This is a genomic window from Streptomyces sp. NPDC079020, from assembly GCF_044542225.1.
Classification (GTDB): domain Bacteria; phylum Actinomycetota; class Actinomycetes; order Streptomycetales; family Streptomycetaceae; genus Streptomyces.
In genome coordinates this window covers 166,242-178,759 of the sequence record NZ_JBITUB010000007.1, presented here as the reverse complement: position 1 = coordinate 178,759, position 12,518 = coordinate 166,242, and the positions used below count along the sequence as shown (strand labels likewise).

The 12,518-nt window shown below is 70.8% G+C and carries 13 protein-coding genes; 6 read left to right on the top strand and 7 right to left on the bottom strand.

Annotated features, from left to right (window positions below; genetic code table 11):
• Positions 1–4 precede the first annotated feature (4 nt).
• The 4 genes from ACIGJO_RS16905 to ACIGJO_RS16890 form a co-directional block, all read right to left on the bottom strand.
• A complete protein-coding gene (locus tag ACIGJO_RS16905) occupies positions 5–979 on the bottom strand; it encodes an acyl-ACP desaturase (RefSeq protein WP_399958560.1) in 975 nt (324 codons plus the stop codon).
• 130 nt (positions 980–1,109) lie between these two features.
• Entirely contained in the window at positions 1,110–3,449 is a 2,340-nt protein-coding gene (locus ACIGJO_RS16900; RefSeq protein ID WP_399958557.1) for an ATP-binding cassette domain-containing protein, read from the bottom strand.
• Positions 3,450–3,621: 172 nt separating this feature from the next.
• Positions 3,622–3,813: a hypothetical protein gene (locus ACIGJO_RS16895; RefSeq protein ID WP_399958555.1), complete on the bottom strand. Its 192-nt coding sequence runs from the start codon at positions 3,811–3,813 to the stop codon at positions 3,622–3,624.
• A gap of 11 nt (positions 3,814–3,824) precedes the next feature.
• A complete protein-coding gene (locus ACIGJO_RS16890; RefSeq protein ID WP_399958552.1) occupies positions 3,825–4,676 on the bottom strand; it encodes a Scr1 family TA system antitoxin-like transcriptional regulator in 852 nt (283 codons plus the stop codon).
• Between the two features lie 219 nt (positions 4,677–4,895).
• Between ACIGJO_RS16890 and ACIGJO_RS16885 the strand changes: the two genes are divergently transcribed.
• Positions 4,896–5,300 (top strand): ATP-binding protein, encoded by a 405-nt coding sequence (locus tag ACIGJO_RS16885; protein ID WP_399958549.1) that lies wholly within the window; start codon positions 4,896–4,898, stop codon positions 5,298–5,300.
• Between the two features lie 58 nt (positions 5,301–5,358).
• On the opposite strand, the gene ACIGJO_RS16880 is transcribed toward ACIGJO_RS16885, so the two are convergent.
• Positions 5,359–5,775 (bottom strand): SsgA family sporulation/cell division regulator, encoded by a 417-nt coding sequence (locus ACIGJO_RS16880; RefSeq protein ID WP_399958546.1) that lies wholly within the window; start codon positions 5,773–5,775, stop codon positions 5,359–5,361.
• A 184-nt stretch (positions 5,776–5,959) separates the two neighbouring features.
• Here ACIGJO_RS16880 and ACIGJO_RS16875 point away from each other — a divergent pair, with 184 nt between their 5' ends.
• Positions 5,960–7,105: a WD40/YVTN/BNR-like repeat-containing protein gene (locus tag ACIGJO_RS16875; RefSeq protein WP_399958543.1), complete on the top strand. Its 1,146-nt coding sequence runs from the start codon at positions 5,960–5,962 to the stop codon at positions 7,103–7,105.
• A gap of 59 nt (positions 7,106–7,164) precedes the next feature.
• Here ACIGJO_RS16875 and ACIGJO_RS16870 read toward each other — a convergent pair whose 3' ends face one another.
• Complete coding sequence (locus ACIGJO_RS16870; RefSeq protein ID WP_399958540.1) at positions 7,165–7,467, bottom strand: YciI family protein; 303 nt, start codon at positions 7,465–7,467, stop codon at positions 7,165–7,167.
• A gap of 117 nt (positions 7,468–7,584) precedes the next feature.
• Between ACIGJO_RS16870 and ACIGJO_RS16865 the strand changes: the two genes are divergently transcribed.
• Both ACIGJO_RS16865 and mmpA read left to right on the top strand, forming a co-directional pair.
• Positions 7,585–8,340 carry an endonuclease V gene (locus ACIGJO_RS16865; protein ID WP_399958537.1) on the top strand — a complete coding sequence of 252 codons (756 nt, stop codon included), beginning with the start codon at positions 7,585–7,587 and terminating at the stop codon, positions 8,338–8,340.
• Between the two features lie 49 nt (positions 8,341–8,389).
• Positions 8,390–8,533 carry a morphogenic membrane protein MmpA gene (mmpA, locus tag ACIGJO_RS16860; RefSeq protein WP_266925802.1) on the top strand — a complete coding sequence of 48 codons (144 nt, stop codon included), beginning with the start codon at positions 8,390–8,392 and terminating at the stop codon, positions 8,531–8,533.
• A gap of 25 nt (positions 8,534–8,558) precedes the next feature.
• Here mmpA and ACIGJO_RS16855 read toward each other — a convergent pair whose 3' ends face one another.
• On the bottom strand, positions 8,559–9,749 hold the full coding sequence (locus ACIGJO_RS16855) for a saccharopine dehydrogenase family protein (protein WP_399958533.1): 1,191 nt from the start codon (positions 9,747–9,749) through the stop codon (positions 8,559–8,561).
• Positions 9,750–10,040: 291 nt separating this feature from the next.
• Here ACIGJO_RS16855 and ACIGJO_RS16850 point away from each other — a divergent pair, with 291 nt between their 5' ends.
• Entirely contained in the window at positions 10,041–11,207 is a 1,167-nt protein-coding gene (locus ACIGJO_RS16850) for a CaiB/BaiF CoA transferase family protein (protein ID WP_399958529.1), read from the top strand.
• Between the two features lie 126 nt (positions 11,208–11,333).
• Complete coding sequence (locus tag ACIGJO_RS16845) at positions 11,334–12,476, top strand: acyl-CoA dehydrogenase family protein (protein ID WP_399958526.1); 1,143 nt, start codon at positions 11,334–11,336, stop codon at positions 12,474–12,476.
• Positions 12,477–12,518 lie beyond the last annotated feature (42 nt).

The window sequence follows — 12,518 nt, the reverse complement described above, 5'->3', positions numbered from 1 at the left end:
GTGGTCAGGACCGGCCGCGTGCGGCCATCCGCGCCTTGCGGGCGGCGAGCTTCTCGTCGAACTTCGACGCCTCGACGTCCAGTCCGCCCATGTACAGGCCCAGTTCCTCCTGCGCCTTCAGCCCCTCCGGGCCGAGCCCGTCGATGTCGAGGACCTTCAGGAAGCGCAGGACCGGCTGGATCACGTCGTCGTGGTGGATGCGCATGTTGTAGATCTCGCCGATCGCCATCTGCGCGGCGGCCCGCTCGAAGCCGGGCATGCCGTGTCCGGGCATCCGGAAGTTCACGACGACATCGCGCACGGCCTGCATGGTCAGGTCCGGGGCGAGCTCGAACGCGGCGCCCAGCAGGTTGCGGTAGAAGACCATGTGAAGGTTCTCGTCGGTCGCGATCCGGGCCAGCATCCGGTCGCAGACCGGGTCGCCCGACTGGTGGCCGGTGTTGCGGTGCGAGACCCGGGTCGCCAGCTCCTGGAAGGCGACGTACGCGACGGAGTGCAGCATCGAGTGGCGGTTGTCCGACTCGAAGCCCTCCGCCATGTGCGCCATGCGGAACTGCTCCAGCTTGTCCGGGTCGACGGCGCGCGAGGTGAGCAGGTAGTCACGCATCACGATCCCGTGCCGGCCCTCCTCCGCCGTCCAGCGGTGCACCCAGGTGCCCCAGGCGCCGTCGCGGCCGAAGAGGGAGGCGATCTCGTGGTGGTAGCTGGGGAGGTTGTCCTCGGTCAGGAGGTTCACCACCAACGCGATCTTGCCGATGTCGGTCACCTTGGACTGGTCCGGTGCCCACGGGTCGCCGTCCTCGAAGACACCGGGGAAGTTCCGGCCGTCCGAGAACGGGACGTACTCGTGGGGCATCCAGTCCTTGGCCACCTTGAGATGGCGGTTGAGTTCCTTCTCCACCACCTCTTCCAGCGCGTACAGCAGCTGGGCGTCGGTCCACGCCTTCGAACTGCCGAGGTGGGGAGAGGTGATCGTCACGGGGAGCTCCTGGGGACGGGAGAATTACCTACGGCTTCGTAGGTTACGTGACCGTAGGTTAAAGCGACGTTAAGGCCGAAGCCAAGCCCGTCCCCGGGGGCGTCCGCTTACGTACCGTTATGTGTGCAGGTCACAGGTGGGCACGGAGCCCGGTTCCGCTGATGCCGGCCGGCTGTCCGCTGCCCGCTTCGCTGCCCGCTTCGCCGTCCGTGTCCCGGCGCAGACAGGCCGCGGTGAACGAGGTGGGGTGCGCCGACAGCGCCGCCGGGGTGCCCTCGAAGACCAGCTCGCCGCCGTTCCTGCCGCCGTCGGGGCCGAGGTCGATCACCCAGTCCGCCCGCTTGACCACATCCATGCTGTGCTCGACGCAGATCACGGTGTTGCCCGCGTCGACCAGCCGGTCCAGCAGGTCCACGAGGACGCCGGTGTCCGCCATGTGCAGACCGGTGGTGGGCTCGTCCAGGACGTACACGCTGCCGGTGCGGTGCAGCCGGGTCGCCAGCTTGATGCGCTGGCGCTCGCCGCCCGAGAGCGAACCGAGGGGCCGGCCCAGGGTGAGGTAGGTGAGTCCGACCTCGTCGAGCGTCCGCAGTCTCCTCAGCAGCGCCGGATCCTCGAACAGTTCCATGGCCTGGGACGCCGTCATGTCCAGTACGTCGACGATGGACCTGCCACCGACCCGGTGCCCGAGCACGTCGTCGTGGAACCGGCGTCCCTCGCACACCGTGCAGACCGTGGTGACCGGGTCCATGAACGCGAGGTCGGTGAAGATCAGGCCGCGCCCGGCACACTCGGCGCAGGCCCCGGAGGAGTTGAAGCTGAACAGTCCCGCGTCGACTCCGTTCTCCCTGGCGAAGACCTTGCGGATGGTGTCCAGCGCGCCGATGTACGAGGCCGGGGTGGAGCGGGACGAGGCGGTGATGGCGCTCTGGTCGATGACCACCGCTTCCGGGTACGCCGCCGTGAACACCTCGGAGACCAGGGTGGACTTGCCGGAACCGGCCACCCCGGTCACCGCCGTCAGCACGCCCGCGGGGAACGACACGTCCAGGCCCTTGAGGTTGTGCAGGGCGGCGCCGGACACCGGCAGCCACCCGACGGGGGAGCGGACGGTCTCCTTGAGCGGCATGCGGCGGCGCAGGCACCGGCCGGTGAGGGTGTCGGCCGCCCGCAGCCGCTCGAAGGTCCCCTCGAAGACGACGTGCCCGCCCTCCGCACCGGCCGCCGGACCCATGTCCACGACATGATCGGCGACGGCCATCACATCCGGGTCGTGCTCGACGACCAGTACGGTGTTGCCCTTGTCGCGGAGCCGTACCAGCAGGTCGTTGAGCCGTCCGACATCGCGCGGGTGCAGACCGACGCTCGGTTCGTCGAAGATGAACGTCAGACCGGTGAGCGAACTCCCCAGATGGCGCACCATCTTGAGGCGCTGCCCCTCGCCGCCCGACAGTGTGGTGGTCTCCCGGTCCAGGCTGAGATAGCCGAGCCCGATCCCGGCCAGCCGCTCCAGGCGCTCGCGGGCGGCACGGGCGACCGGTGCCGCCACCGGGTCCTCGATCCTCGCCAGTACGCCGATGAGGTCGTCCACCTCCATCCTCCCGTAGTCGGCCGGGGAGAGCCCGTCGATACGGGTGGCGAGCGCGGCCGCGTTGAGCCGGGCGCCGCCGCAGGAGTCGCACACCGCCTCGACGGTGAAGCGGCGCGCGGCCTCGCGCCGCTTCTCGGAGAGCGACCCGGTGTCCCGGTTCAGGTGGAGCCGGTTGAAGCGGTCCACGATGCCCTCGAACCGCATGTCGGCCGAGCCCGTCCGCAGATCCAGGCGGACCTTGAACCCCGCTCCGTGGAAGAGGAGCCGGCGTTCCTCCTCGGTGTACTCCCCGAGCGGCCGGTCGTTGTCGAAGCGCCCCGATCCGGCGTACAGATTCCATTCCCAGCTGCCGACCGAGAGTCCGGGCAGCAGCAGGGCCCCCTCGTTCAGTGACTTCGACGGGTCCACGGCGCGGTCGAGGTCCAGGCGGACCGTGCGTCCCACCCCGTCGCACCGAGGGCACATCCCGTGGGGGTCGTTGAAGGAGTACGCGGTCGCCTCACCGGCGCTCGGGGTGCCGTGCCGGGAGAACAGCACCCGGATGACCGACCAGATGTCGGTCATCGTGCCGACGGTGGAGCGCACATTGCCGCCCAGCGGCTTCTGGTCGACGACGATGGCCGCCGACAGGTTCTCGACGGACTCGACATGCGGCCGTTCGTACTTCGGCAGCCGGTTCCTGATGAACCAGGTGAAGGTCTCGTTCAGCTGCCGCTGCGATTCGACGGCGACCGTGTCGAAGACGACGGAGGACTTGCCCGAGCCGGAGACCCCGGTGAAGACCGTGATACGGCCCTTGGGGAGGGTGAGGGAGACATCGCGGAGATTGTTCTCGCGCGCCCCGGTGATGATGATGTTCCGGTCCGCTTTCTGTTCCATGCCCGCGAAGCTAACCGGGGTACCGGACAACTTCTGTCGGGATTTATCAGGGCGGCGGCCGGCACCGGCGGACCCCCGGTGGGGGGCTGCTCAGAGCTGTCGGCGTACTCGGAGCAGCGTCGCACGGGGCACGGGGCGTTCGCGGTGGTGAGCGGTGGGGGGATGGGGCGGATCAGAGCAGATGGTCCGCGGCGCCGGATTTCACCGCGGCGATCAGGGCGTGCAGCGCCTCCATGGAGTCGCTGACGTATGTACCGGTGTCGGTGGTGGACCCGATGTAGGCCCTTCCCTGGTCGTCCCGGCCGAAGCGGAAGCAGTTCGCGCCTTCGCTGCAGAAGGCTTCGTCCCAGCTGATTTCGGTCATGGTCTCTCTCCTCAGAGGTCCTGGGCTATGCATCTGATGAAGTCGCGTGACTCCTGGACGGGCAGAGCGAGCGAGCGCAGCCGGTCCAGGAGGCCCCGGTAGCGGCGTAGCTGCATATCGGAGTCCAGCAGCATCGAGCCGTGCGAGGAATCGAGCTGCACGGTGTCGAGGTGCGCGACCGCGGCGCCGACGTAGGTGAAGGACTGCCCGGCTCCGGGGAAACCGCCTGCCGTGAAGGGGATCACCCGGACGGTGATCCGGTCCCGCTCCGACTGGTCCAGGATGTGCGCCAGTTGGGCGCCGCTCACCTTGGGACCCCCGAACTGCATGCGCAGCGCCGCTTCGTGGATCACCGCCTCGTACAGCGGGGGACGTTCCCGCACCAGCACCTCCTGTCGGCGCAGCCGGAGCGACAGCCGGGCGAGCAGGTCCGGTCCCGGCAGCTGGGGATCGGCGGTGTCGAACACCGCCCGCGCGTGTTCCTCGGTCTGCAGCAGGCCGGGGATGTGGGTTGTGGTCGATGTGTTCAACTCCACTGCATGGTATTCGAGTTCGGCGATATCGAGGAGGCCCGGAAGGAGCAGTCCGCGGTGCTCCTCCCACCACCCCCTGGCCCGTTCCTGCGCCATCTCGGCGAGCAGGTCCACCAGTCCGGAGTCGGGACAGCCGTAATTGAAGGCCAGGGTCCGTACCCGTTCGGAACTTATGCCGAAGCGCCCCGACTCGATGTTCGGGATGCGGGTGCGGTCGACTCCCAGCAGGGCGGCGGCCTGTTGGACCGACATCCCGGACTGTTCCCTCAGCTTGCGCAGCTCGTAGCCGAGGCGTTGCTGTCTGGCCGTCGGGGTGCTCCTGGGCGGCACGGTGAGGTCCTTCCGGGTGAGGGATCGGCGAAATGACCGGAACCACACAAGTAGTAGCACTGTGCTCCGGTGTGAGCTACGGTCGGTAGCGCAAGTCTCACACGGGGCGACCGTGCCTGTGTGTGATCGCCCCCCACATGTACGAGAAATGTGAGTATCTGGATGAAGGGCGCACTCCGTGGCCTCCCGGCCTCCCTTCCCGAGGGACCCCGCCCACCGGTGCCGGACAATCTCAGCTATTCCTTCGCCCTGCCGGGCGGTGCGTACTGCGCGGGGCTGGCCCGCGGCGCGGTGCGTGAACTGCTGGAGAGACATGGACTCGCCGACCTGTGCGAGACGGCGGTCCTGGCGGCGTCCGAACTGGTCGCGGCGGCCTACCGGTTCACGCCCGACCGCGAGATGGTACTGAAGGTCCACTGGCAGTTCGACGCGTTGCGCATCACCCTCTACGACCAGCACCCGGCGCACGACGTGGCCGAGCGCCACGAGAAATGCCGTCAGCGTCGCAGCGAGAGCATGTGGCTGCTGGCCGCAGCCGTGGACGAGCGCGGCGGGGACTGGGGGCTGGCCCCCGCGATGACTCCCTCGGGCGGTTCCAAGACCTGGGCGTTACTTCACCGTTAGCGCCCTGCGGAGGAGAAAGGTCACCCGCTGTGACCCGGGCGCCGACCCGCGCCGGGTGTCAGCAGGCACCGCCCAGCAGATCGGTGAGGCTGCGGTCGAGGTCCAGGAACCGGTGCTCGTCACCGGCCGGCACCATGTCCTGGGCCCGCTTGAGGAAGTGCCGGAGCTCGGCCGTGCGCACATGCACCATCGCGATGCCCTCGACGGCATGGAACTCCAGCACCGTCCGCTCGTAACCGAACGGCCGTACCCGTACGTCCCCGACACCGGCCGGTGCGTCCACGCCCGTGGCGAGCAGTTCACGGGAGAACTCCCACGACACCTCCGTACCTCCCAGGGTCGCCGGGGCCGGGAAGGCCATGCGTACGGCGAACGGGTCCTTGCGGTCGTACTGCAAGGTGGCGGGCAGGGTCTCCATCTGCGGAGCGGATGCGACCATGCGGGCCTGCACGGACTGCTCGATAACGCTGGACAAGACCTGCTCCCTCTCGCTGCTGGGTGAACGGCTCCCGGCATTGGAGTAGACGACGGAACTCCGGGATCCGTGCACTGGCGGGTGGCGTGAGCTGCGTCACCGAACACGACGCCGCCGTGCGGGCGCGCGGTTCCGGGTGCCGCACCCTGGACTGACCGCCGCCCGTGGGTTAACTTCCAGCGCCATGAGGGCCATGGGGAAGACGAGACGGCTGATGTCGCTGGCGATGTGCGGGGCGGCAGTGACCGCCGCACTGGCGGTGCCGACAGCGCAGGCGGCACCGACAGCACAGACGCTGCCTGCGGGGCCAACAGCCCACGCGGCACAGGCATCACCACAGGCACAGGCGGCGCGAGCGGCACGGGGCTGGCGGCTCACGAGCACCGGAACCGACGCACGCTTCCGCGGGCTCGCCGCTGTCAGCCGCGACACCGCCTGGGTCGCGGGAACGAAGGGGACGGTCCTGCGGACGGCGGACGGCGGCCGGAACTGGCGTACCGTGTCGCCGCCCGGCGCGGCGGACCTCGAATTCCGCGACATCGAGGCCTTCGACAGCCGCCGCGCGGTGGTGCTGGCCATCGGCGAAGGCGACGCGTCCCGGGTCCTGCGCACCGATGACGGCGGAGCCACCTGGACGGAGTCGTTCCGTAACGCCGACCCCCGCGCCTTCTACGACTGCATGACGTTCTTCGACAGCCGGCACGGCCTGGCGATGAGCGACCCGGTGGACGGGAAGTTCCGCATCCTGTCCACGGCGGACGGCGGACGCAACTGGAAGGTCCTGCCCTCCGCAGGGATGCCCGCGGCCCAGCCGGGCGAGGCGGGCTTCGCCGCGAGCGGCCAGTGCCTGGTCAGCTCGGGCCCCAAGGACGTCTGGCTGACCACCGGCGGCGCGGCCACCGCACGGGTGCTGCACTCCGGGGACCGCGGCCGGACCTGGACGGCGGCCGAGTCCGCCATCCCGGCGGGGGACCCGGCGCGAGGCGTCTTCGGCGTCGCCTTCCGCGACCGGAAGCACGGCATCGCGGTCGGCGGCGACTACCGTCCTGACCAGGCGTCACCGAACGCCTCGGCGGTGACCGCCGACGGCGGCCGCGGCTGGCGCCGGTCGGCGGCCCCGCCCGCCGCCTACCGCTCCGGTGTCGCCTGGCTGCCGCACAGCAGGTCCGCCGCGCTGGCCGTCGGCCCGACCGGCACCGACCTCACCCGCGACGGCGGCCGGACCTGGCGCACGGTCGACACGGGTTCGTACGACACCGTCGACTGCACCCCCGACTTCGGCTGCTGGGCCGCGGGGGAGCGCGGCAGGGTGGCCCGGCTCGGTTCCTGAGGCGGCCCGCCGCAGCCGTACGACGGGCCTCCGCGCACGCGGACCGGGCCGCCGTACGGCTATCGGACGGGCAACTGCTGCTTGTACGAGGTCAGTTCGGGCGAGGTCTTCGTCGCGATGAACTCGGTGATCCGGTACGCGCACACCTGGTGCGCCGCGAAGGGGTCGGCCGCCGCGATCTTCTCGATCTGCGCGCGGTCGTCCCCGACCGCCATGATCACCCCGCCGTCCCGGGGATTCTTGCGGCCCGAGGCGATGAACACGCCCGCCGCGTACTGCTCGTCCAGCCAGCTGACGTGGTCCTGCATCAGTGCCTCGACGCGCTCGACCGGAGCGGTGTAGGTCAATTCGAGTACGAACATGATCGTCAGGCTACGGGATCCCGGCCACCCGCCGGGGCCGCCGGACAGCCGTGCGAGGGCGCCCCGGCCCGCCCGCCGCGTCCGTCCGCGCGCCCGTTGCCTAAGCTGGGCCGCACTATGACGAATCTCCCCCTGCCGGCCGACGGGCCGCCCCCCGTCGAGACGCCCGCCGACGAGGCCGAGGCACGAGCGATCCAGGACGCCCTGCGTTCGCGGGTGGTGCTCGACGAGACCGGGCCGGAACCCGGAACCGGCCTGGTGACCGGGGTGGATGTCGCCTACGACGAAGAGCGGGACATCGTCGTCGCGGCGGCCGTCGTCCTGGACGCCGCGACCCTGGACGTGGTCGACGAGGCCACCGCCGTCGGCCGCGTCACCTTCCCGTACATCCCCGGTCTCCTCGCCTTCCGGGAGATGCCCACCGTGCTGGCGGCCCTGGAGTCGCTGACCGTCGACCCCGGCGTCGTCATCTGCGACGGCTACGGGCTGGCCCACCCCCGCCGCTTCGGGCTGGCCAGCCACCTCGGCGTCCTCACCGGCCTGCCGGTCATCGGCGTCGGCAAGAATCCGTTCACCTTTTCGTACGAAGCACCCGGGCCGCTGCGCGGCGACACCTCACCGCTGCTCGACGGCGACGAGGTGGTGGGCCGGGCCCTGCGCACCCAGAACGGCACGAAGCCGGTCTTCGTCTCCGTCGGCAACCGGATCGGCCTGGACAACGCCTGCGCCCACACCCTGCGGCTGGCCCGGCGTTTCCGGCAGCCGGAGACGACCCGCATGGCCGACGCGCTGTGCCGGCAGGTGCTGCGCGAGGAGACCGCGCGGGTGTCCGCCCCGGACGACGGCGGCGACGGCCCTGAGCAGCGGTCCTGAGTACGTGTACGGATAGCGCCCGCCGATCTTGATCGGCAGGCTGGTACGTATGAACACTTCTCGTACGGCCATCCGCACGGCACCGCTGCACCCCGCCCAGCGCCGGATCGCGGTGGGCATGCTGCTCGGCGGTGCCGTGGGGCTCGTCTGGCTGGGGGCGATCCTCTACACCCTGGTGGCCTGGCTCCTGTGACGGCGGCAACCGCCGAAGGACCGTTTCAGCGCACCGCCGCGACCCGGAAGCCCAGACCGGCTGACTTCAGGCGTTCCAGCAGGGCGTCCCCCATCGCCACCGCCGTCGTGACCTGCCCGGAGCTCGCCGGCAGCTCGTCCAGGGCCAGACAGAGCGCCGACTCGGCGAGCATCTTCGCCGTCTCGTCGTAGCCCGGGTCGCCGCCCGACACCTCCGTGTACACCCGGCGGCCACCTCCCTCGCCGACGAAGCGGACCGTGAACCAGCTGCGCTTCCTGCGCTGTGCGTCGGGCCCGTCCCCCGGTTCGTAACGGCTCATCAGCCACTCGCGCACGGACGCGATCTGGGCCGCCCCCAGCAGGGTGCCGAGCGCCGCCGTCCCGCCGACGGCCACCGGAAGGTGCTTCACCGAGGCGAAGTGGCGATAGCGGAAATCGGGGCCGTAGCGCTCCAGCGCCCGCGCCGAGCGTCCGATGATCTGCGGGTCCACCGTCGGCAGCGGAAGCGCCCAGGTGCCGGTCCGCGGACTGAAGTGCGGGGTGCCCAGAGGGGTCCGGACCCGTCGGCCGACGAGCCGGGGCTCGTGCAGACGCCGCTCCCCGGCCGCCCGGAGCATCTGCGGGCCGCGGCCCATCGCGGTCAGCGCGGAGGCGAACGTACCGCCGGAGAAGACCGCGTTGCTGCGGACGAAGCCGTCGACGGTGATCGGTACGTCGCGGGGCAGCTGCTGGACCGTGAAGTACGTGCCCAGGTCGTGCGGCACCGAGTCGAAGCCGCAGGCGTGCACGAGGCGCGCCCCCGTCTCGCGGGCCCGCGCGTCGTGTGCCAGATACATCCGGTCGATGAACTCCGCCTCGCCGGTGAGGTCCACGTAGTCCGTCCCGGCCTCGGCACAGGCGGCGAGGAGCTTCTCGCCGTACCAGACGTAGGGGCCCACCGTGGTGGCCACCACCCGGGCGGACCCGGCGAGTTCGTCCAGCGCGGCGGCGTCCTCCGCGTCCGCCTCCAGCAGCGGCAGCGCGGCGCAGCCCGGCTCGATCGCGGTGAGGCGCTCGCGCAGCCGCTCCAGCCTGGTCCGGTCACGGCCCGCCAGCGCCCAGCGGAGACCGGCCGGGGCGTGCGCGGCCAGATATTCGGCGGTGAGCACGCCCACGAAGCCGGTGGCACCGAAAAGGACGACGTCATAAGGGCGTTTCGCCCCGTTCTGCCTGTTCACGCATACCTCCGCAGGGGCCGGTGCCGATGTGGCAGGCAGAGGCTAGCGGAGCCGGACATGGTGGCGCGCGGCCGGGCGGCGGAGTGATGAGGCAGGATCGAGGGGAACAAACCAAGCGCTTGCTCTGCTGTGGGCTCATCCGCCGGACAGGGCCGGACCGCGACCGGGCCGGATGCCGGTACACGGGCCGGGCGCGGCTCCGAACGGAAGGCCGCAGGGGTTGTGCGGAGCGTGGCACGTTCTTAGCATCATTGATGTTACATCGGTTGTGTCACACCAGAGAGGCCCTGGATGGCAAGGACAGAGCACAGTCCGCGAGGCCCGCTCACCGGGGTACGTGTCGTCGAGCTGGCGGGGATCGGGCCCGGCCCGTTCGCCGCGATGCTGCTGGCCGACCTCGGGGCCGATGTGGTGCGGGTCGACCGCCCCGGCGGCTCGGGCCTCGGCATCGATCCCGCGTACGACCTCACCAACCGCAACAAGCGATCGGTCCTCGTCGACCTCAAGGACGGGGGCGGATCCGCCGCGGTCCTCGACCTCGTGGAGCGCGCCGACATCCTGATCGAGGGCTTCCGGCCGGGCGTCGCCGAACGGCTCGGGGTCGGGCCCGAAGCCTGTCTGGCCCGCAACCCCCGGCTCGTCTACGGCCGGATGACCGGCTGGGGCCAGGACGGGCCGCTCGCGGAACGGGCCGGGCACGACATCGCGTACATCGCCCTCACCGGCACCCTCTCCATGATCGGCAAGCCCGGTGAGGCGCCCACCGTGCCCGTCAACCTGGTCGGCGACTACGCGGGCGGCTCGCTCTACCTCGTCGTCGGTGTCCTCGCCGCGCTCCAGCACGCCCGCACACCCGGCGGGGCGGGCCAGGTCGTGGACGCGGCGATCGTCGACGGCGCCGCGCACCTCGCGACGATGATCCACGCGATGCTGGCGGCCGGCGGCTGGCAGGACCGGCGCGGCTCGAACCTCCTGGACGGCGGCTGCCCCTTCTACGGCTCCTACGAGACGTCCGACGGGCAGTACATGGCGGTGGGACCGCTGGAGCAGCGGTTCTACGACGAGTTCGTCACCCTGCTCGGTATCGCGGACCGGGTCCCGGACCGCAAGGACCTCGCCCGCTGGGGCGACCTGCGCGCCGCCGTCGCCGAGCGGTTCCTGACCCGCACGCGCGAGGAATGGACCGCGGTGTTCGAGGGGACGGACGCCTGTGTCGCTCCCGTCCTCTCGCTCCGCGAGGCCCCGCACCATCCGCATCTCGCGGCCCGCTCCACCTTCGTCGAGCACGGCGGCCTCACCCAGCCCGCGCCCGCTCCGCGGTTCTCCGAGACGCCCGTATCCGTACGCCGAGGGCCCGCGAGGCCCGGCGCGGACACCGAGGACGTCGCCGCGGACTGGGACGTACCGGGCCTCCGGACCGCGGCCCCGGACGCCGCGGGGAAGGACGGCGGCGCCTGATGGAGCACGCACCACCGGGCGGGGCGGACCTCGCCCCGCCCGGCGTCACCCCGCACAACGCCATGCCGCACGGCCCGACGCCGCCCGGCTGGACTCCACCGTCGACAACCGGCTCCAGGGGGCCCCGTGCAGCGGCAGATCTTCACTGAGGAGCACGACGCGTTCCGCGCGACGGTCCGCACCTTCCTCACCAAGGAAGTCCTCCCGTACTACGAACAGTGGGAGAAGGACGGCATCGTCTCGCGCGAGGCCTGGCTCGCGGCAGGGCGGCAGGGCCTCCTCGGCCTCGCCGTTCCCGAGGAGTACGGCGGCGGCGGCAACGCCGACTTCCGCTACAGCGCGGTGCTCGCCGAGGAGTTCACCCGGGCCGGCGCGGCCGGACTGGCCGTCGGCCTGCACAACGACATCATCGGCCCCTACCTCACCGGCCTGGCCACCGAGGAGCAGAAGCGCCGCTGGCTGCCCGGTTTCTGCTCCGGCGAGACCATCACCGCCATCGCCATGACCGAACCGGGCGCGGGCTCGGACCTCCAGGGCATACGCACCACGGCCGAGGACAGGGGTGACCACTGGCTGCTCAACGGCTCGAAGACCTTCATCTCCAACGGCATCCTCGCCGACCTGGTGATCGTCGTCGCGAAGACCACTCCGGAAGGCGGTGCGAAGGGGCTGTCCCTGATCGTCGTGGAGCGCGGGGCGGAGGGCTTCGAGCGGGGCCGCAACCTCGACAAGATCGGCCAGAAGTCCCAGGACACCGCCGAGCTGTTCTTCCACGACGTCCGGGTCCCCAAGGAGAACCTCCTGGGTGAGCGGGACGGCGCCTTCATCCATCTGATGACCAACCTCGCCCAGGAGCGGATGGGCATCGCGGTCGCCGCGATCGCCGGTGCCGAGCACCTCCTGGAGATCACCACCCGGTACGTCAAGGAGCGAGAGGCCTTCGGGCGCCCGCTCTCCAAGCTCCAGCACATCCGGTTCGAGATCGCCGAGATGGCCACCGAGTGCGCGGTCACCCGCACGTTCCTCGACCGGTGCGTCGTCGACCACTCGGAGGGCGTACTGGACGCCGTCCACGCCTCGATGGCCAAGTGGTGGGCCACCGAACTGCAAAAGCGCGTCGCCGACCGCTGCCTCCAGCTGCACGGCGGCTACGGCTACATGGCGGAGTACCCGGTCGCCAGGGCGTTCACCGACGGCCGCATCCAGACCATCTACGGCGGCACGACCGAGATCATGAAGGAGATCATCGGCCGCTCGCTGCTGGCCTGACCCCCGTTCGGCCCGGCCCGCCACCCGCGCCGCCCGGCCACC

What these genes read in the sequence shown, in the direction of transcription:
- ACIGJO_RS16900 (WP_399958557.1), bottom strand. Translation starts at nt 3,449, where the DNA reads ATGGAACAGAAAGCGGACCGGAACATCATCATCACCGGGGCGCGCGAG.
- ACIGJO_RS16870 (WP_399958540.1), bottom strand. Translation starts at nt 7,467, where the DNA reads ATGTTCGTACTCGAATTGACCTACACCGCTCCGGTCGAGCGCGTCGAG.
- mmpA (WP_266925802.1), top strand. Translation starts at nt 8,390, where the DNA reads ATGAACACTTCTCGTACGGCCATCCGCACGGCACCGCTGCACCCCGCC.
- ACIGJO_RS16850 (WP_399958529.1), top strand. Translation starts at nt 10,041, where the DNA reads ATGGCAAGGACAGAGCACAGTCCGCGAGGCCCGCTCACCGGGGTACGT.
- ACIGJO_RS16865 (WP_399958537.1), top strand. Translation starts at nt 7,585, where the DNA reads ATGACGAATCTCCCCCTGCCGGCCGACGGGCCGCCCCCCGTCGAGACG.
- ACIGJO_RS16895 (WP_399958555.1), bottom strand. Translation starts at nt 3,813, where the DNA reads ATGACCGAAATCAGCTGGGACGAAGCCTTCTGCAGCGAAGGCGCGAAC.
- ACIGJO_RS16875 (WP_399958543.1), top strand. Translation starts at nt 5,960, where the DNA reads ATGAGGGCCATGGGGAAGACGAGACGGCTGATGTCGCTGGCGATGTGC.